Origin of the sequence: Neisseria sp. LACPHL-SPEC-2024-00856 (genome assembly GCF_047915665.1) — a bacterium.
GTDB classification, from domain to species: Bacteria; Pseudomonadota; Gammaproteobacteria; order Burkholderiales; family Neisseriaceae; genus Neisseria; species Neisseria polysaccharea.
In genome coordinates this window covers 56,373-74,640 of the sequence record NZ_JBLRPR010000004.1, presented here as the reverse complement: position 1 = coordinate 74,640, position 18,268 = coordinate 56,373, and the positions used below count along the sequence as shown (strand labels likewise).

The 18,268-nt window shown below is 52.9% G+C and carries 19 protein-coding genes and 3 pseudogenes; 9 read left to right on the top strand and 13 right to left on the bottom strand.

What is annotated here, in order from left to right; genetic code table 11:
* Nucleotides 1-54: 54 nt before the first annotated feature.
* Nucleotides 55-234 carry a 50S ribosomal protein L32 gene (gene rpmF, locus ACNAU7_RS05130; protein WP_002240035.1) on the bottom strand — a complete coding sequence of 60 codons (180 nt, stop codon included), beginning with the start codon at nucleotides 232-234 and terminating at the stop codon, nucleotides 55-57.
* 33 nt (nucleotides 235-267) lie between these two features.
* Nucleotides 268-771, bottom strand: coding sequence for a YceD family protein (locus tag ACNAU7_RS05125; protein WP_118997111.1), 504 nt, complete (start codon nucleotides 769-771; stop codon nucleotides 268-270).
* A gap of 146 nt (nucleotides 772-917) precedes the next feature.
* Here ACNAU7_RS05125 and ACNAU7_RS05120 point away from each other — a divergent pair, with 146 nt between their 5' ends.
* Both ACNAU7_RS05120 and ACNAU7_RS05115 read left to right on the top strand, forming a co-directional pair.
* Nucleotides 918-1,508, top strand: coding sequence for a Maf family protein (locus tag ACNAU7_RS05120; RefSeq protein ID WP_416301388.1), 591 nt, complete (start codon nucleotides 918-920; stop codon nucleotides 1,506-1,508).
* A 61-nt stretch (nucleotides 1,509-1,569) separates the two neighbouring features.
* On the top strand, nucleotides 1,570-2,280 hold the full coding sequence (locus tag ACNAU7_RS05115) for an SAM-dependent methyltransferase (RefSeq protein WP_416301386.1): 711 nt from the start codon (nucleotides 1,570-1,572) through the stop codon (nucleotides 2,278-2,280).
* Between the two features lie 80 nt (nucleotides 2,281-2,360).
* On the opposite strand, the gene yidC is transcribed toward ACNAU7_RS05115, so the two are convergent.
* The 4 genes from yidC to rpmH form a co-directional block, all read right to left on the bottom strand.
* A complete protein-coding gene (gene yidC, locus ACNAU7_RS05110) occupies nucleotides 2,361-3,998 on the bottom strand; it encodes a membrane protein insertase YidC (RefSeq protein WP_416301230.1) in 1,638 nt (545 codons plus the stop codon).
* A 172-nt stretch (nucleotides 3,999-4,170) separates the two neighbouring features.
* Entirely contained in the window at nucleotides 4,171-4,392 is a 222-nt protein-coding gene (gene yidD, locus ACNAU7_RS05105) for a membrane protein insertion efficiency factor YidD (RefSeq protein ID WP_003676181.1), read from the bottom strand.
* Nucleotides 4,393-4,441: 49 nt separating this feature from the next.
* On the bottom strand, nucleotides 4,442-4,807 hold the full coding sequence (gene rnpA / locus ACNAU7_RS05100) for a ribonuclease P protein component (RefSeq protein ID WP_250314417.1): 366 nt from the start codon (nucleotides 4,805-4,807) through the stop codon (nucleotides 4,442-4,444).
* A gap of 2 nt (nucleotides 4,808-4,809) precedes the next feature.
* Entirely contained in the window at nucleotides 4,810-4,944 is a 135-nt protein-coding gene (gene rpmH / locus ACNAU7_RS05095; RefSeq protein WP_002214728.1) for a 50S ribosomal protein L34, read from the bottom strand.
* 291 nt (nucleotides 4,945-5,235) lie between these two features.
* Here rpmH and dnaA point away from each other — a divergent pair, with 291 nt between their 5' ends.
* Entirely contained in the window at nucleotides 5,236-6,792 is a 1,557-nt protein-coding gene (gene dnaA / locus ACNAU7_RS05090) for a chromosomal replication initiator protein DnaA (RefSeq protein WP_416301211.1), read from the top strand.
* A 50-nt stretch (nucleotides 6,793-6,842) separates the two neighbouring features.
* Here the strand turns inward: dnaA and ACNAU7_RS05085 are convergent.
* Nucleotides 6,843-6,953: pseudogene (locus ACNAU7_RS05085) on the bottom strand (IS5/IS1182 family transposase); the annotation flags it as partial.
* Nucleotides 6,954-6,976: 23 nt separating this feature from the next.
* Between ACNAU7_RS05085 and dnaN the strand changes: the two are divergent.
* A complete protein-coding gene (dnaN, locus tag ACNAU7_RS05080) occupies nucleotides 6,977-8,080 on the top strand; it encodes a DNA polymerase III subunit beta (protein ID WP_416301209.1) in 1,104 nt (367 codons plus the stop codon).
* A 366-nt stretch (nucleotides 8,081-8,446) separates the two neighbouring features.
* Here dnaN and ppk1 read toward each other — a convergent pair whose 3' ends face one another.
* The 3 genes from ppk1 to ACNAU7_RS05065 form a co-directional block, all read right to left on the bottom strand.
* Entirely contained in the window at nucleotides 8,447-10,504 is a 2,058-nt protein-coding gene (gene ppk1 / locus ACNAU7_RS05075) for a polyphosphate kinase 1 (protein WP_416301207.1), read from the bottom strand.
* A gap of 122 nt (nucleotides 10,505-10,626) precedes the next feature.
* Nucleotides 10,627-11,070, bottom strand: a complete 444-nt coding sequence (locus tag ACNAU7_RS05070; RefSeq protein ID WP_416301204.1) for a murein L,D-transpeptidase — start codon at nucleotides 11,068-11,070, stop codon at nucleotides 10,627-10,629.
* Between the two features lie 6 nt (nucleotides 11,071-11,076).
* A complete protein-coding gene (locus tag ACNAU7_RS05065) occupies nucleotides 11,077-11,592 on the bottom strand; it encodes an outer membrane protein assembly factor BamE (protein WP_416301202.1) in 516 nt (171 codons plus the stop codon).
* Nucleotides 11,593-11,858: 266 nt separating this feature from the next.
* On the opposite strand from ACNAU7_RS05065, the gene leuS reads away from it, so the two are divergent.
* From leuS to ACNAU7_RS05040, 5 genes and pseudogenes are all read left to right on the top strand, one after another.
* Nucleotides 11,859-14,489: a leucine--tRNA ligase gene (leuS, locus tag ACNAU7_RS05060; RefSeq protein WP_416301384.1), complete on the top strand. Its 2,631-nt coding sequence runs from the start codon at nucleotides 11,859-11,861 to the stop codon at nucleotides 14,487-14,489.
* 292 nt (nucleotides 14,490-14,781) lie between these two features.
* Nucleotides 14,782-15,573, top strand: coding sequence for a DpnI domain-containing protein (locus ACNAU7_RS05055; protein WP_416301200.1), 792 nt, complete (start codon nucleotides 14,782-14,784; stop codon nucleotides 15,571-15,573).
* Nucleotides 15,537-15,710 (top strand): annotated as a pseudogene (locus tag ACNAU7_RS05050) (DNA adenine methylase); the annotation flags it as partial. The gene ACNAU7_RS05055 and the pseudogene ACNAU7_RS05050, both read left to right, overlap by 37 nt.
* A 13-nt stretch (nucleotides 15,711-15,723) precedes the next feature.
* Nucleotides 15,724-15,834 (top strand): annotated as a pseudogene (locus ACNAU7_RS05045) (leucyl-tRNA synthetase); the annotation flags it as partial.
* 267 nt (nucleotides 15,835-16,101) lie between these two features.
* A complete protein-coding gene (locus tag ACNAU7_RS05040) occupies nucleotides 16,102-16,809 on the top strand; it encodes a M48 family metallopeptidase (RefSeq protein WP_416301198.1) in 708 nt (235 codons plus the stop codon).
* A 31-nt stretch (nucleotides 16,810-16,840) separates the two neighbouring features.
* Here ACNAU7_RS05040 and ACNAU7_RS05035 read toward each other — a convergent pair whose 3' ends face one another.
* From ACNAU7_RS05035 to ACNAU7_RS05025, 3 genes are read right to left on the bottom strand one after another with little or no spacing between them, the layout of a single operon-like run.
* A complete protein-coding gene (locus ACNAU7_RS05035; protein WP_416301196.1) occupies nucleotides 16,841-17,197 on the bottom strand; it encodes a hypothetical protein in 357 nt (118 codons plus the stop codon).
* Nucleotides 17,190-17,507 carry a helix-turn-helix domain-containing protein gene (locus ACNAU7_RS05030; protein ID WP_003751596.1) on the bottom strand — a complete coding sequence of 106 codons (318 nt, stop codon included), beginning with the start codon at nucleotides 17,505-17,507 and terminating at the stop codon, nucleotides 17,190-17,192. The genes ACNAU7_RS05035 and ACNAU7_RS05030 overlap by 8 nt, the downstream gene beginning before the upstream one ends.
* A 2-nt stretch (nucleotides 17,508-17,509) precedes the next feature.
* Nucleotides 17,510-17,806, bottom strand: a complete 297-nt coding sequence (locus tag ACNAU7_RS05025) for a type II toxin-antitoxin system RelE/ParE family toxin (RefSeq protein ID WP_416301382.1) — start codon at nucleotides 17,804-17,806, stop codon at nucleotides 17,510-17,512.
* Nucleotides 17,807-18,268 lie beyond the last annotated feature (462 nt).

The following is an 18,268-nucleotide window of genomic DNA, read 5'->3' as shown; positions in this document are numbered from 1 at the left end:
AAAGCCAGTAATTGCATGGCAATGTTCTGGCTTTTTCAGTCAGTCGAATAGGGATTATTCGCCTTTGGCTTTGACCACTTTGCGGCCGCGGTACATGCCGTTTGGAGAAATGTGGTGCGGGCGGTGTACTTCGCCGGTTGCGCTGTCAACGGACAGTGAAGGCGCGGTCAGCGCGTCGTGCGAACGGTGCATACCGCGTTTGGAAGGGGATTTTTTGTTTTGTTGAACGGCCATTTCAAGCTCCTAGATAAATAAACTGTGTCCTAATTAACTGCTTTTCAAACCTGCCAAAACAGCAAAGGGGTTGGGTTTGTCCCGATTGACTTCTTCCAGTGTCCCATTGTCGCCGCAGTCTTCGTGTCGCGGCGAAAAGGGCAGGGACATCAGGATTTGGTCTTCTACCAATGCGCGCACGTCGAGTTCTTTTTCAATCAGTATGCCTTCGAGTTCTTCGTCGGCAAGCATGGATTCGTCCAAGGACTCTTCGTCGGAAAACAGGACAATACGGCTGCTTTCATCGAGCATGAACGGCATGGGTTTGATACATCTCTGGCAGATCAGGGGCATATCGGCTTTGACGTTCAGGTCGAGGAACAGGCGTTGCAGCCGGTCGCGACCGCCGGTCAGTGTAAACGATATTTTGGTCTGCCTGTCGGCGGGATAATCGTGCAAACTGACTCGCTCGTCCAATTCTTCCAGCAGAAAACTGCCTTGCAGGTTCTGCCCTTCGGCGGCAAAAATTTCCGGGTCAATCAAATTAGGGTCTGACATAAACGGGGTATGATATAATTTAGATGTTCTAACGTCAATATTTTTAAGAAAAATGTTACGGTGTGCCGGAGGGGGTGTCCGAGTTTCGGCTTATGTTCGGATTTTACCGCCTCTTCGGGCGTGTTTTCAACGGTAAGGAGGATGGGATGGGTTTGAAGCTGCCTTTGATTTTAGGTACGAGTTCGGTTTTCCGCCGCGAACAGATGGAAAGGCTCGGCATCGCCTTTCAGGCGGCATCCCCCGATTTTGACGAAACGCCGATGCTGGGGGAGTCTGCCCCTCAGACGGCATTGCGCCTTGCCGAGGGTAAGGCGCGGTCGTTGGCCGGACGTTTCCCCGAGGCGTTGATTGTCGGTGCGGACCAGGTAGCGTGGTGCGACGGCAGGCAGTGGGGCAAGCCGATGAACCTTGCCAATGCGCAAAAGATGCTGATGCACTTGAGCGGCAGGGAGATTGAGTTTTACAGCGCGGTCGTGCTGTTGAATACGGTTACGGGCACGATGCAGCGGCATATCGATAAGACTGTGGTCGTGATGAGGAAGTTGGACGAGCTGCATATACTCCGTTATTTGGAGCGCGAGCCGGATGCGGTTTATTGCTCGTGTGCGTTGAAGAGCGAGGATTTGGGTGCATTGTTGATCGAAAGGATTGAGAGTACTGATCCGAATGCTTTAATCGGTTTGCCGGTTTTCCGTCTGGTCGATTTTTTGAAAAATGAGGGCGTGGATGTTTTGTAACTGCCCGTTTATGCCGTCTGAAGGGTTCAGACGGCATTTTTAACTGACGAGTGAGGGAATGATGTCTCCTGTTTTGTATTTGATTCCTACGCCTTTGGGTACGCCTGACACGCCGTGCCTGTTGCCGCACGAACAACGGGCGGTTGTCGGGCTGACGGATTTTGTCGTGGAAGCGGAAAAAACGGCGCGTGCGCATTTGAAACATTTGGGCGTAACTGCGCCTATCCGCGAGCTGAATCTGCAAACATTGAACGAACACACGGATTTGAAGACTTTGCCGGAATTACTGAAACCTTTGCAAGAAGGGCGCAGTATGGGGATTGTCAGCGAGGCGGGTTGCCCGGCTGTGGCTGATCCGGGTGCGAATTTGGTGGCATTGGCGCATAAACACGGTTTTGAAGTACGGCCTTTGGTCGGCCCGTCCAGCCTGTTGCTGGCGCTGATGGCTTCGGGCGCGAACGGGCAGAACTTTGCGTTTAAGGGTTATCTGCCGTCTGAAAAAAACGAGCGGATTCAGAGTTTGAAGGCTTTGGAGCAACGTTCGCGGCAGTGCGGCGAGACGCAGATTTTTATTGAAACGCCTTACCGCAATGATGCGTTGTTGGCTGATGCGGTGGAAAACCTGCATCCTGAAACGCGCTTATGTGTGGCTACGGACTTGACTTTGCCGACACAGGAAATCATCAGCCAGACGATTGCGCAGTGGCGAAAAAGAAAAGAAATGCCGAACTTGAAAAAACGCCCGACGATTTTTGTGATGTATGCGGGTTGAAGATTTCCGCCCAGATAGGGGGTGAACAATAAAAATGCCGTCTGAACAGGTTTCAGACGGCATTTTTCATGCTGCAGCATTTAGGAAACGACTTCACCTTTGGCGCGTTGTTTTTCGATGCTGCGGTTGATGTGCCATTGCTGGGCGATGGTTAAGAGATTGTTGACCACCCAGTACAATACCAGACCGGCAGGGAAGAAGAAGAACATGACGGAGAAAATCAAAGGCATGATTTTCATCATTTTCGCCTGCATCGGGTCGGTCGGCGGCGGGTTCAGATAGGTTTGGGCGAACATCGTTGCCGCCATAATGATGGGCAGGATGTAGTAGGGGTCGGAGCGGCTGAGGTCGGTAATCCAGCCCAGCCAAGGTGCCTGGCGCAATTCTACGGAGGCGAACAATGCCCAGTACAAGCCGATGAATACGGGGATTTGCAACAGCATAGGCAGACAGCCGCCCAGCGGATTGATTTTTTCGTCTTTGTAAAGCTGCATCATCGCTTGTTGCTGCGCCATACGGTCGTCGCCGTATTTCTCTTTGATGGCTTGCAGTTTGGGTGCGGCGGCGCGCATTTTCGCCATCGAGCGGTAGGACGCGTTGGTCAGTGGATAGAGTACGGCTTTGACGATGATGGTCAAAACGATGATTGCCCAGCCCCAGTTGCCGATGATGTTGTGCAGTTGGTTCAGGAGCCAGAAGAGCGGCGATGCGAACCAGTGTACTTTGCCGTAGTCTTTTGCCAGTTGCAGGTTGTCGGCGATATTGGCGATAACGGAAGTGGTTTGCGGACCGGCATACAGATTGATGGCAGTTTCGGCTTTTGCGTCGGCTTGGATGGCGGCTAAAGGCACGCTGACGCTTGCGCTGTACAGGTTGTCGTTGCGACGTTTGATGTCGATACGGCAGTCGCCTGCGACGCAAACGCTTTGTCCGCCTTTGGGTTGCAAAATCCAAGCGGACATAAAGTGGTGTTCGATCATACCGAGCCAGCCGGTCGGGGTTTTGCGGATGTATTCGGCCTCGGATTTGCCGGATTTGGCATCGTCGTCCAAGTCGGAGAAGCTGACTTTTTGGAATTTGTCTTCAGGAGTGTACACGACGGGGCCGAGGTAGGAACGTGTGAAGTAGCCTTGGCCTTCCGGTTGGCTGTGGTCGCGTACGATGCGGTAGTCCGCGCTCAGGTTGGCGGGCTTGCCGCTGGTGTTGGTGATGTCGAAACGGACGTTGACGAGGTAGCTGTCTTTGGTAAAGGTATAGACTTTGTCGATTTTCAGTCCGTTGGTTTCGGGCGCGCTCAGGCGGACTTCGACTTTGTCGCCGTTGAGGCTGTATTGTTTTTGGGCGGCGGTAAAGTTGACACCTTTCAGGATGTTGTTGCCTTGTGCGTCCAAAAGCTCGGATTGGGCAACGTAGGTGTATTCTTTGCTGTCGTCAAACAGGGAGAAGGGTTTGTTTTCGTTGCCGTTTGCTTTGTATTTGAGCAGGGTCATTTGACGCAGGTCGCCGCTTTTTTCGTCGATAACGGCTTTGACCGTATCGGTCGTTACGGTAATCGGCGTTTCGGGGGCGAGCGCGGCTTCGGCGGAAGCGGTTACGGCCTGTTGTTGTGCTGCCTGTTGGGGCGCGGGGGCGGGTTTCGGAGTGGGGAACATCTTTTCCCATCCGATCATAATCACCAACGCGATGGCGAAAAACGCCGTGAGTCTTTTAAAATCCATATAGAGTTTCCTGAATGGTCGGAAATGCCGCAGGTTGCGTGTTCCGATAGACGGGGAATAAGGGCGGGCTTCATACCCGACGGTCGTGCCGCCAGCCCGAAGGTTCAGACGGCATTATATAGAAACCGATGGGAAATAAAAGGAAAGCGTGCAATTTGAATATTGCGTCGGGTCAGGGAACGGGGTCGTGTCCGTGTCCGCCGAGGGGGTGGCATCGGGCGATGCGTTTTGCCGCAAGCAGGCCGCCTTTGAATGCGCCATATTTTTTGACGGCTTCGACGGCATATTGCGAACAGGTCGGCGTATAGCGGCAGCGGGGCGGAATCAGCGGGCTGATGCAGTATTGGTAGAACCTTATCAGAACCAGCAGCAGTTTGGATAACAGAAAGTTCATGGAGGATGCCTTATGTGTAAACCCGCCGGCGCATGCCGTATCGCCCGATTTATGCCTGTTTTTTGCAGTTTGGATCCGAACCGCCCAGCATGAGCTGCGCCAGTTCTTCCCGTGCCTGTGCCGCAGCGTCCCTGCCGAATTTCCGATGGGCGCGGACAACGAAATCTTGCGGCGGCAGCTTGTTTTTATTTAATCTGAACCAGTCGCGGATAACGCGTTTCATGTAATTCCGTTCGTTGGCCCGTTTGGCTGTTTTTTTACCGACGACCAGCCCGAGGCGGGGGTGCCCCAGTCCGTTGCCGTCTGAACGGGAGACTTGCAGAAGGTCTCGGCTGCGGCGTTTCCTGAATGCAAAAACGGATGAAAAATCATCCGTTTTTAACAAGCGGTACTGCTTTCCGAAGCGGTAGTCCAAAATTATACCGCCAGGCGTTTGCGGCCTTTGGCGCGGCGTGCGGCCAATACTGCGCGGCCGCCGCGTGTTTTGGAGCGCACCAGGAAGCCGTGGGTGCGTTTGCGTTTGGTAACGGAAGGTTGATAAGTGCGTTTCATGATGTTTCCTAAAATAGAATGGGTAGATAATTAAACCGTGAATTACACTCCAATTTGCCGCTTTTGTCAATCAATATAGAAACTTTGCAGGAGGATTGCCCGATTACCTGCGGATTTCTGCCGCCTTTCTGTGGATAAATTTTTGCACGGGTTGTGGATAAAATATCGGCGAGTCGGTATAATCGGTTCGTTGCATTTTGAACCGATGTGCGTTCAACAGATTTGTTTTCTTTTTGAAAATATTATATTTTCTTTGTTTTCGATTTCATTTTTACCGATTCGAGCTTATCCATGACATTAGCAGAGTTTTGGCCGCTGTGCCTCCGCCGTCTTCACGATATATTGCCTCACGGGCAGTTTGCGCAATGGATTGCGCCCCTTACGGTCGGTGAGGAGGGTGGCGTATGGGTGGTGTACGGCAAGAACCAGTTTGCCTGCAATATGCTCAAGAGCCAGTTTGCCGGAAAAATAGAAGCGGTAAGGGAAGAGTTGGCTGCCGGCCATTCCGCCTTCGTATTCAAACCGGGAGAAGGCGTGCGTTATGAGATGGCGGCGGTTGAAGGTGCTGTCGAACCTGCCGAGCCGTCCTTGCACGCGGTGTCGGAGGAAATGCCCGTGCAGGAGGTTCTGTTGGACGAGCTGCCGTCTGAAGAGCCTGTCAAACCCGCTGCGTCGAAAACGGCGGCGGATATTTTGGCGGAACGTATGAAAAACCTGCCGAACGAGCCGCGTCAGGCTGCCGAGCCTGTTTCTCGGCCGGAATCGGCGGCAGTTGCCAAAGCACGGATGGATGCGCAGCGCGATGCGGAAGAGGCGCGTTACGAGCAGACCAATCTGTCGCCGGACTATACGTTCGACACATTGGTTGAAGGCAAGGGCAACCGCCTTGCGGCGGCTGCGGCGCAGGCGATTGCGGAAAGCCCGGGGCAGAGTTACAACCCGTTCTTCCTCTATGGCAGTACGGGTTTGGGTAAAACCCACCTTGTGCAGGCGGTCGGCAACGAACTGTTGAAAAACCGTCCCGATGCCAAAGTGCGCTATATGCATTCGGACGACTACATCCGCAGCTTTATGAAGGCGGTTCGCAACAATACCTACGACGTGTTCAAGCAGCAATACAAGCAATACGACCTGCTGATTATCGACGACATCCAGTTCATCAAAGGCAAAGACCGTACGATGGAAGAGTTTTTCTATCTGTACAACCATTTCCACAACGAGAAAAAACAGCTGATCCTCACTTGCGATGTTTTACCCGCCAAAATCGAAGGTATGGACGACCGCCTCAAATCCCGTTTTTCATGGGGACTGACTTTGGAACTCGAGCCGCCCGAATTGGAAATGCGTATCGCCATTTTGCAGAAAAAGGCGGAAGCGGCGGGCATCAGCATCGAAGACGAAGCCGCGCTGTTCATTGCCAATCTGATCCGTTCCAACGTGCGTGAGCTTGAAGGCGCGTTCAACCGCGTCGGAGCGAGCAGCCGCTTTATGAACCGTCCCGTCATCGACATCGATTTGGCGCGTACCGCTTTGCAGGACATTATTGCCGAGAAGCACAAAGTCATCACCGCCGACATCATCATCGATGCGGTGGCGAAATATTACCGCATCAAAATCAGCGACGTACTCGGCAAAAAACGCACGCGCAACATTGCCCGTCCGCGTCAGGTTGCCATGAGCCTGACCAAAGAACTGACCACTTTGAGCCTGCCGTCTATCGGCGATTCGTTCGGCGGGCGCGACCATACGACCGTTATGCACGGCATCAGGGCAGTGGCGAAACTGCGCGAAGAAGATCCGGAATTGGCTCAGGATTATGAAAAGCTGCTGATTCTGATTCAAAACTGATGGAAAACGTTTTCAGACGGCATGATATTGCCCATGCCGTCCGAAGGGTAAAGATATAGCGGATTAACTTTAAACCAGTACGGCGTTGCCTCGCCTTGCCGTACTATTTGTACTGTCTGCGGCTTCGTCGCCTTGTCCTGATTTAAATTTAATCCACTATACAAACCGATTTAAAGGAGCGAACATGTTGATTTTACAAGCCGAGCGCGACAGCCTGCTCAAGCCGTTGCAAGCCGTTACCGGCATTGTCGAACGCCGCCACACCCTGCCCATCCTGTCCAACGTCCTGATTGAGGGAAAAGGCGGTCAGACCAAACTCTTGGCAACCGATTTGGAAATCCAAATCGACACTGCGGGTCCCGAGGGCGGCGCGGGCGACTTCCGCATCACCACCAATGCCAAGAAATTTCAGGACATTTTGCGCGCGCTGCCTGCCGGTGCGCTGGTGTCGCTGGATTGGGACGACAGCCGTCTGACGCTGAAGGCGGGCAAATCGCGTTTTGCCCTGCAGACCCTGCCTGCCGCCGATTTTCCGATGATGAATGTCGGCGAGGACATCAGCGCGACTTTCTCGCTGGAGCAGGAGCGTTTCAAAACCATGCTGTCGCAAGTGCAGTACAGCATGGCGGTGCAGGACATCCGCTATTATCTCAACGGTCTGCTGATGCAGGTTGAGGGCAGCCAGTTGCTCCTTGTGGCGACTGACGGACACCGCCTTGCCTATGCAGCCTGCGCGATTGATGCGGATTTGCCGTGCGCCGAAGTGATTTTGCCGCGCAAAACGGTGCTGGAACTGTTCAAACTGTTGAACAACCCCGACGATCCGATTCAAATCGAGCTGCTGGACAAACAGGTGCGTTTCCAATGCAACGGCACGACCATCGTCAGCAAGGTCATCGACGGCAAATTCCCCGATTTCAACCGCGTGATTCCTTTGGACAACGACAAGATTTTCGTGTTGTCGAGGGCGGAATTGTTGGGCGCGTTGGAACGTGCATCGATTCTTGCCAATGAAAAATTCCGCGGTGCGCGATTGTTTTTGCAGCCAGGCCTCTTGAGCGTTGTGTGCAGCAACAACGAACAGGAAGAAGCGCGTGAAGAAATCGAAATCGCCTATCAGGGCGGCGAACTCGAAGTCGGTTTCAATATCGGTTATCTGATGGACGTGTTGCGAAATATTCATTCCGACGATGTGCAGCTTGCTTTCGGCGATGCCAACCGTTCGACCTTGTTTACCGTACCGAACAATCCGAATTTCAAATATATCGTGATGCCGATGCGGATTTGACGGTTTTCCGGAGCACGATGCCCGTATTGGAGATATGCCCCGAACCGTGCAGACGGATTCGGGGTTTTGTTCGGCTGTCGGAAGGGTATAGTGGATTAAATTTAAACCAGTACAGCGTTGCCTCGCCTTGCCGTACTATCTGTACTGTCTGCGGCTTCGTCGTCTTGTCCTGATTTTTGTTAATCCACTATAATGCCGTCTGGAATGCGGCGGCTTGGGGTTGGGAGCGTATAGGGGAAGTGCTTGTGCAGGAATGGCGAAGGTGTGTTTTTGACTCCGGTCCGCCCTGTTTAGATTGCTGTAAAACCATGCCGTCTGAAACGGAAAGGTTTCAGACGGCATGGTTTTTGATTGGGACGGTGCGGGTCATCCTCCGAGCAGTGCCCACAAATCGTTTTGCAGATCGGCTTCGGACTCGCCTTCGGCAGGCGCGGCGCGGATATAGCCGCCGTCGGGCTGCATCAGCCACGCGTGCGTATTGTCTGCCAATGCCATTTCCAAACCTTCGCGGATGACGCGTTTTTTGAGTTCGGGCGCGGTAATCGGCGCGGCGGTTTCGATGCGGCGGAAGAAGTTGCGCCCCATCCAATCCGCGCTGGAGATAAAGGTATCGTCCGCGCCGTTGTTGTGGAAGCAATACACGCGCGCGTGTTCGAGCTGCCTGCCGATGATGGAGCGGACGCGGATGTTTTCGGACAAGCCTTTTACACCGGGACGCAGGGTGCACATACCGCGCACAATCAAATCGATTTGCACGCCTGCCGCGCTTGCCCGATACAGGGCTTCGATGACGGTCGGTTCGATGAGCGAATTCATCTTGGCGGTGATTCGGGCGGGTTTGCCGGCTTTCGCGTGTTCGGTTTCGCGTGCGATGCGGTCGATAACCATTTTGTGCAGGGTAAACGGGCTTTGGTAGAGTTTGTTCAGCCGCCCGGGTTTGCCCAAGCCTGTGATTTCCATAAACAATGTGTTCACATCGGCGGTGATTTGTTCGTCGGCTGTGATGAGGCCGAAGTCGGTGTAGATGCGCGATGTGCCTTGGTGGTAGTTACCCGTGCCGAGGTGGGCGTAACGCTTGAGCACGCCGTCTTCGCGGCGGATGACCAGTGCCATTTTGGCGTGGACTTTGTAGCCGAACACGCCGTACACGACGTGCGCGCCCGCCTCTTCGAGCTGCTTCGCCCAGTTGACGTTGTTGGCTTCGTCAAAACGCGCCATCAGTTCGACGACGACGGTTACTTGTTTGCCGGCGAGTGCCGCCTTCATCAGGGCGCGGACGAGTTCGGAACGCGTGCCGGTGCGGTAAATCGTCATTTTGACGGCAAGCACGGCGGGGTCGGCGGCGGCTTCGCGCATCATTTCGACAACGGGGTCGAAGGATTGGTAGGGGTGGTGCAGCAGGATGGGAGATTGGCGCACCAAATCGAATATGGACGCGGTTTTGCCCAAGGCTTTCAGTCTGCCCGGCGTGTGTGTGGGAAATTTCAAATCGGGGCGGTTGACTAGGTCGGGGACGGCGTTGAGGCGCACGAGGTTGACCGGGCCTTTGACCTGATAGAGTTCGGCGGCGGTCAGTTTGAATTGCGACAGCAGGAAGTCGTGGATGTAGGCGGGGCAGGTGTCGGCGACTTCGAGCCGCACGCCGTCGCCGTATTCGCGGTCGTGCAACTCGTTTTGAATGGCGGCGCGGAGGTTTTGTACGTCTTCTTCGTCAACGGTCAAGTCGCTGTCGCGCGTCAGGCGGAACTGGTGGCAGCCTTTGACGTTCATGCCCGGGAAGAGTTTGCCGACGTGGGCGTGGAGGATGGACGACAGGAAGACGAAGCCGTGTCCGCCGCCACACAGTTCGGACGGCAGGGGAACAACGCGCGGCAGGATGCGCGGTGCCTGCACAATCGCCATCCCCGAAGGCCTGCCGAACGCGTCCGTGCCGTCGAGTTCGACGGCGAAGTTGAGCGATTTGTTCAGCGGTCGCGGGAAGGGGTGGGACGGGTCAAGGCCAATGGGGGTCAGAATCGGCAACAACTCACGGTCAAAATAGTCTTCAATCCATTTTTTCTGTGTGTCTGTCCAATTGCGGCGGCGGTAAAAATGGATGCCTTCCCGCGCCAGCTCGGGCTGAAGGACGTTGTTGAACAGGTCGTACTGGTGCCGTATCAGGGAGCGCGCCGCTTCGGTAACGTCGGCGATGGTTTCAGACGGCATTTTGTCGTTGTCCAGCCTGCGCCGGGGGTGCAGCTTGTTTTCACGCTTGAGCCACGCCATGCGGACTTCAAAAAACTCGTCAAGATTGGACGACACGATGCACAGGAAGCGCAGGCGTTCCAAAAGGGGGACGTTTCTGTCTTCCGCCTGTGCCAACACGCGGCGGTTGAATGCCAGCAGGCTCAGTTCGCGGCAGAGGATGCGATTTTGTTCGGGCATAAGGCTCTCCCAAAGATGGTTGTTGTCCGGCCGGTTTCAGACGGCATGACGTGGCGGACGGTCTGTTTCAGGCATCGGGGCAATGTGAAAACGGATACCGGCGCGTGCGGTATCCGTCTGTTTCAAATCACTTCCAACACAAAATAATGACGCAGTTTTTCGTACACCGCATCGCTGACGTTGATGCAGCCGTTGGTCATAATCCTGTCGGACACGGACGGGGAGGCGATGCGTTCGTTCCGCCTTTCCGACGGTATCTGATTCCAAACGCGGTGCAGGGCGAAAAGAAAATCGCCCTCCTGCTTGAAACCGATGACTTCGCCGCCGTATCCGGGCTTGTCGGTACTGTTCAGCGTCAGCCCGAACGTCCCCTTGGGCGTGGCAACACCGATGAGGACGGGGTAGCACTGCCTGTCATCGGCAAAACAGAGTTCCGCTTTGGATGTGTCGACGATGACTTTTTTCTTTTGGATATAGGCATTGACCGCATCCGGCTGCCCCTGTGCGAATACGGGGGCAGCCGTCAGCAGGCAGCACAATATCCCTGAAAGCAGGCGGGGCGGCATAGCGGCTTATTGGCGGATACGTTTCGGTTTTGCCGGCACGATTTCGCGGATGATGACTTGCGGCTCGGCTTTGGGTGCTGGCGGCGGGCAGACGGCATCTTTCGGGAATACGGGATTCCAGTAGAAGCTGCGGGCAAATTTGTCTTTATCGAAAACCACTTTGTATTGGCAGGTAGTAACATCTTCCACGCCGGAAGTGTTTTCAGGGTCGATACCTACGCCGGGGGTGTGGAAGTGGAACAGATAATCCCATTCGCGCACGCCGTACATACCTTCGTCGTAATGCGGGCGGCCCAGGATTTTGTAGATGTCGTCTTTGGTCAGGCCGGGGCGCATCTGATCCAGTTCGTCATAGGTCGGGAATGTACCGCGATCGTTGTTGAAGGTCAGGGAATAGGGTTTCGGGAAGACCGGATTGTCGGTCGTTCCGTCGGCTTTGACGTTGCTTTTGGTTGCGCAGGCAGACAGAATGCCCGCCGCCAATACTGCCAAGCCCGGTTTGACGATTTGTTTGATTTTCATATGCAGAATCCTTTTTTACCCGATGCCCGTCTGCCTTTTGTTCGGAAGAGCCGCATCAGGAGAGTTTTAAACGTTTGATTTTGGTTTGTAATATTAGCATAAAAAACGTGCGTATCAGTAAACGCGGTGTATTTGTACGGCATACGGAATGATGCGCGTGCGAATTTACGCATCCTGCCGGCAATTTGCCGATTCGCCGACATCGGCAACCTGTTATAATTCCTCTTTTAAATTCCTAACGTTTTCAAGCGAAAAACAGAATGACCATGCAAGAACATTACCAGCCCGCCGCCATCGAGCCCGCGGCGCAGAAAAAATGGGACGACGCCCGTATTTTCAACGTCTCCGAAGACGCTTCCAAACCCAAATACTACTGCCTTTCCATGTTCCCCTACCCCAGCGGCAAGCTGCACATGGGGCATGTGCGCAACTACACCATCGGCGACGTATTGAGCCGCTTCAAACGCTTAAACGGCTTCAACGTCATGCAGCCTATGGGTTGGGACGCGTTCGGTATGCCGGCGGAAAACGCGGCGATGAAACACAACGTCGCTCCCGCCGCTTGGACCTACGACAACATCGAATACATGAAAACCCAGCTCAAAAGCCTGGGTTTTGCGATTGACTGGGAACGCGAAACCGCAACCTGCAAACCCGAATACTACCGCTGGGAACAATGGCTGTTTACCAAGCTGTTTGAAAAAGGCATCGTCTACCGCAAAAACGGCACGGTAAACTGGGATCCGGTCGATCAAACCGTCCTTGCCAACGAGCAAGTCATCGACGGGCGCGGCTGGCGTTCGGGCGCGTTGATCGAAAAACGCGAAATCCCGATGTATTACTTCAAAATCACCGATTACGCCGAAGAGCTGCTTAACGACTTGGACAAGCTGGAACACTGGCCGGAACAAGTCAAAACCATGCAGCGCAACTGGATCGGCAAATCTCGCGGTATGACCGTGCGCTTCGCCGTTTCAGATGACAGCAAACAAGGTTTGGAAGGCGATTACGCGAAATTCCTGCAAGTTTATACCACCCGCCCCGACACGCTGATGGGCGCGACTTATGTTGCCGTTGCCGCCGAGCATCCGCTGGCAACTGCCGCAGCCGCCGGCAAACCCGAATTACAGGCATTTATCGCCGAATGCAAAGCCGGCTCGGTTGCCGAAGCCGATATGGCGACGATGGAGAAAAAAGGCGTGCCGACCGGCCGCTACGTCGTCAACCCGCTCAACGGCGACAAGCTGGAAGTGTGGATTGCCAACTATGTATTGTGGGGCTACGGCGACGGCGCGGTGATGGCGGTTCCGGCGCACGACGAACGCGATTTCGAGTTTGCCACCAAATACAATCTGCCTAAAAAACAGGTCATTGCCGTCGGCGACAACGCATTCGACGCAAACCGATGGCAAGAGTGGTACGGCGACAAAGAAAACGGCGTATTGGTCAACAGCGGCGACTTGGACGGCTTGGATTTTCAGACGGCATTTGATGCCATCGCCGCCAAGCTGCAAAGCCAAAGTGCGGGCGAACCGAAAACCCAATACCGCCTGCGCGACTGGGGCATTTCGCGCCAACGCTACTGGGGCTGCCCGATTCCCATCGTCCATTGCGAAAAATGCGGCGACGTATCCGTCCCCGCCGACCAACTGCCCGTCGTCCTGCCTGAAAACGTCGTACCCGACGGCATGGGTTCGCCGCTGGCAAAAATGCCCGAGTTTTACGAAACTACCTGCCCATGCTGCGGCGGCGCGGCAAAACGCGAAACCGACACCATGGACACCTTCATGGAATCAAGCTGGTATTTCTTCCGCTATATGTCGCCCAAGTTCGCAGAAGGCATGGTATCGGCTGAAGCCGCGAAATACTGGGGCGCGGTCGACCAATACATTGGCGGCATCGAACACGCGATTTTGCACCTCTTGTACGCGCGTTTCTTCACCAAACTGATGCGCGACGAAGGCTTGGTCAATGTTGACGAACCGTTTGAACGCCTGCTCACACAAGGCATGGTCGTTTGCGAGACCTACTACCGCGAAAACGACAAAGGCGGCAAAGACTGGATCAACCCTGCCGATGTCGAGCTGACTTTCGACGACAAAGGCCGCCCTGTTTCTGCTGTTCTGAAAACCGACGGCCTGCCTGTCGTCATCAGCGGCACGGAAAAAATGTCCAAGTCCAAAAACAACGGCGTTGATCCGCAAGAGCTGATTAACGCCTACGGCGCGGACACCGCCCGCCTGTTCATGATGTTTGCCGCACCGCCCGAACAGTCCCTCGAATGGAGCGACAGCGGCGTCGAAGGCGCACACCGCTTCCTGCGCCGCCTGTGGCGCACCATTTACGAATACCTGAAACAAGGCAAAGCGGTCAAAGCGTTCGCAGGCAGCCAAGACGGTTTGTCTAAAGAACTCAAAGACCTACGCCACAAACTGCATTCCACCATCGCCAAAGTCAGCGACGACTACGGCCGCCGCCAACAGTTCAACACCGCCATCGCCGCCGTGATGGAACTGCTCAACCAATACGACAAAACCGACACCGGCAGCGAACAAGGCCGCACCGTCGCCCAAGAAGTATTGGAAACCGCTGTACGCCTGTTGTGGCCCATCGTGCCGCACATCTGCGAAACCCTGTGGAGCGAATTGAACGGCGCGAAACTGTGGGAAGCAGGCTGGCCGACAGTCGACGAAGCCGCCTTGGTCAAATCCGAAATCGAAGTGATGGTTCAAGTCAACGGCAAACTGCGCGGCAAAATCACCGTCGCCGCCGACGCATCCAAAGCCGACCTCGAAGCCGCCGCACTCGCCACCGAAGGCGCGGTGAAATTCATGGAAGGCAGGCCCGCGAAGAAAATCATCGTCGTGCCCGGCAGACTGGTGAACATCGTGGTGTAAAGCCGATTCGGCATTGATTGCTGTAATTAGGAAAGGCCGTCTGAAACTTGGAAACAGGGTTTTCAGACGGCCTTTTTAAGGCAGATGGAGTTGTCTGCATTACAGACCTCAAATATAGTGGATTAACTTTAAACCGGTACGGCGTTGCCCCGCCTTAGCTCAAAGAGAACGATTCTCTAAGGTGCTGAAGCACCAAGTGAATCGGTTCCGTACTATTTGTACTGTCTGCGGCTTCGTCGCCTTGTCCTGATTTTTGTTAATCCACTAAAACTTAAATCTCAAAATCCAAAATATGAATTTATTTTTCGATACCGAATTGGGAAAGCAACAAAATGAAGCAACCCACAAAATCCGTGTAATGAGCGAGGCTTGGTTGGAAAAAAACGGCTACTGCCCCTGTTGCGGAAGCAAGCCGATGCAGAGATTTGCCAATAACAAACCTGTTGCCGACCTCTTTTGTCCAAATTGCCACGAGCAATATGAATTAAAGAGTAAAAATCAAAAAACCATAGGCAACAGTGTGCCTGACGGTGCATATCGCACTATGTTGGAGCGCATCCGGTCAGATACCAACCCCAACTTTTTCTTTCTTGCATATAAAAAAGCGGATTACTCCATACGGCAATTGGTGCTTGTACCCAAACATTTCATCACGCCGGATATGATTATTCCCAGAAATAAAGGCATTAAAAACCGGCCGAACCACATTATGTGTTCTATCAATCTCGCCCCTTTGCCTGAAAGCGGCAAAATATTCTTAATAGACAATTCCCGCATTATCGAACCCGAAACCGTTCTGAAAAAATGGCAATCCAATTTGTTTTTACGCAACCAAAATGCGGAGCGCAAAGGCTGGCTTTTGGCTGTTATGAAATGTATCGACCAACTTCCCGAAGAATTCACATTGTCGCAAATGTATGAATTTGAAGAAAAACTATCCATCCAATTTCCCAAAAACAACCATATCAGAGACAAAATCCGCCAACAGTTGCAAATTTTGCGCGACCAAAATACGATCGAATTCATTGGTCGCGGACTTTACAAAAAAATCGACAAATTGCGTCCGACTCCCAAGGCGTTTTAATTTCAAATCATGATACTGAATTCACAAGGGATATTTATTCTTTTGCTATTCTGAAAACAGTTGAAGTTCAGCGCAATATTGCCGCAAAAGGCAGCAGCCGTAAAAAAGTCGGAGAATTATTGGCAATTTATGCGTGATTTCGACAAACCGGCTGAAGAAGCTGCCGAACACGCCGCTGAAGGCGCGGTGAAATTCATAGAAGGCAAGCCTGCGAAAAAAATCATCGCCGTACCGGGCAGACTGGCGAACATCGTGGTGTAAATCTTTTTAAAAACATTAAATAATGTTAAGATGCCGTCCGAAATCCGTTTTGGATTCAGACGGCATTTTTTTAAATTTAATTTTTTAAGGAGTAAACCTAAATATGAAATTTCCTTCCTTCCTTCCTTCCTTCCTTCCTTCCTTCCTTCCTTTAAACGGATACTCTGCCTGTCGGCAGTAATCTCGGTATTGGGGGCTTGTACGGTCGTTGCTGATGTTTACGGTCAGGATTCCGCCACAATGAATGCTGCGGCTGCCGAAGATTATATGAAAACGGTTGAGTTGAACAAGTCTGCCGGCAATGTCGATACTACATCCAAAACAGCCCGTAGGGTGCAGGCAGTATTTCGACGTATGTTGCCTTATGCCGATGCGGCAAATAATACCGGCCATAAGTTTGACTGGAAAATGACGGTTTTCAAAAACGATGAGCTGAACGCGTGGGCAATGCCCGGCGGGAAAATGGCGTTTTATACGGGGATAGTCGATAAACTTAAGCTGACCGATGGCGAAATTGCCGCCATTATGGGGCATGAAATGACGCACGCCCTGCATGAACACGGTAAAAATAAGGTCGGGCAGAAAATCTTGACTAATATGGCGGCGCAGATAGGCACTCAGATTATATTAGACAAAAAACCGGACACTAATCCGGAATTGGTCGGATTGGGTATGGATATTTTGGGGACGTACGGCATTACCTTGCCTTATAGCCGCAGCTTGGAAGAAGAAGCCGATGAGGGGGGAATGATGTTGATGGCGCAGGCAGGCTATCATCCGGCGGCCGCTGTCAGGGTTTGGGAAAAAATGAATCAGGAAAATGACCAAAACGGCTTTATTTATGCTATTACCTCTACTCATCCGACAAACAATGCCCGTATAGAAAATCTAAAACGGTTGTTACCGACCGTTATGCCGGTTTATGAGCAAAGTGTCAGAAATAAGGGGCGCGTTAATAAAAAACGTTGGCGTTAAGGGAAGGGGATCGAGAATTTGAGCCGTTGTTTCAAAATGCCGTCTGAAATCGTTTGAGATTCAGACGGCATTTAAACAGTTCTGCGCCCGCCCGTTTTGCCTTCAAGCCCGCGCCGCTTAAATCCAATCCCCCCTGCAACGGGCTCAAAAAATCCCCGTGCCTCGCGGTCGGGGATGTTTCGGGTTTCGCGCCCGTCTGCGCCGTGCCTTGCTGTCGGGCTATGCCGTCTGCACCGCCGCCGTTTCGGCTTGGTTTGATGCGGTCGGGCATTTGTGCGGCTATGCCCTGATATTCGGTTCGGCGGTCTTGCCTGTCTTGGCAGGCATATTCAGCAGCGCGTCTATTGTGAACTTGCTGATTTTGCCGTTTGCCAAGTCGGCTACGCAATGGCTTCGATACCCTTGTTTTTGACGATGGTCAGCAGCTTCAACGCCGCGCCGCTCGGCTTTTTAACGCCCCGCTCCCAAGCCGAAACGTGATTTTTTCCCACGTTGAGATAGATGGCGAAAGCGGCTTGCGATAGTGCCTCCTTCTCCCTGATTGCCTTGATGTCTCCGCCGCTCAACGGTTTGATTTCGGTCAGGCAGGACTTGTCAAAGCCGCGCATAGTCTTTTTGTCGATTGCGCCGATGTCGTGCAATGCGGTTGCCATTTCGTGGATTACGCCGCTTAGCTCGCTTTTATATTTCCGTTCCATTTTCAAATCTCCTGTAAATCCATTTTGATAATCAGGGCTTCAAGCTCCTGCTTGGTGCACTTGGCGGCATATCGCGCTAAATCCTTCAGGGCTGCCAGTTCTTTATCTGTAATGTTTTCACGATCGTTCTTGGCAAAGGCATAAACGAAAAATGCCCTATCTGCCTGTTTGAACAATATCAGGCTGCGATAGCCGCCGCTTCTGCCTTGTCCTTGCCTTGCTATGCGCTGCTTAATCACGCCGCCGCCAAGGTCTGCATCTGTCAGCCCGTTATCCGCCCGCCTTACCGCTTCCGGCAGCTAGGAATCACTGATTTTGTGCTTCTTGGCAAATTTCGTTATTCACTGGTTTTTGAATATCCGCATTGTGTAGCTATTGATTTAGTGATGCTTGGAATTACACCAAAGACAGATAAGACGGCAAGCTGCCTTTTGCGTCCTGCAATTTCTCCGCTTATGCCGTCTGAAACACCTGCGGTTAATCTGCCTGTTTTTTGATCAATAGCCGCCAATGGCTCAAATTTTCGTTTTTAGCTCGTTTCCGCTTTCTGTCCCGATGCACCCGTGCCGCCAAGACGGCAAAAAAACGCAAACACACAAAACCCGCCACCAATCCGTTACTACTTGTTACCGTAATCGTTACCGATTTTTATTTTTTTATTATTTTATTTTATATACTTATTTTTATAATATCTTTCAGTAACGGCGGTAACGGGTAAGGGTAGTGCATTTCTATATAGGGGTTTTCCGAGAACCAAAAAA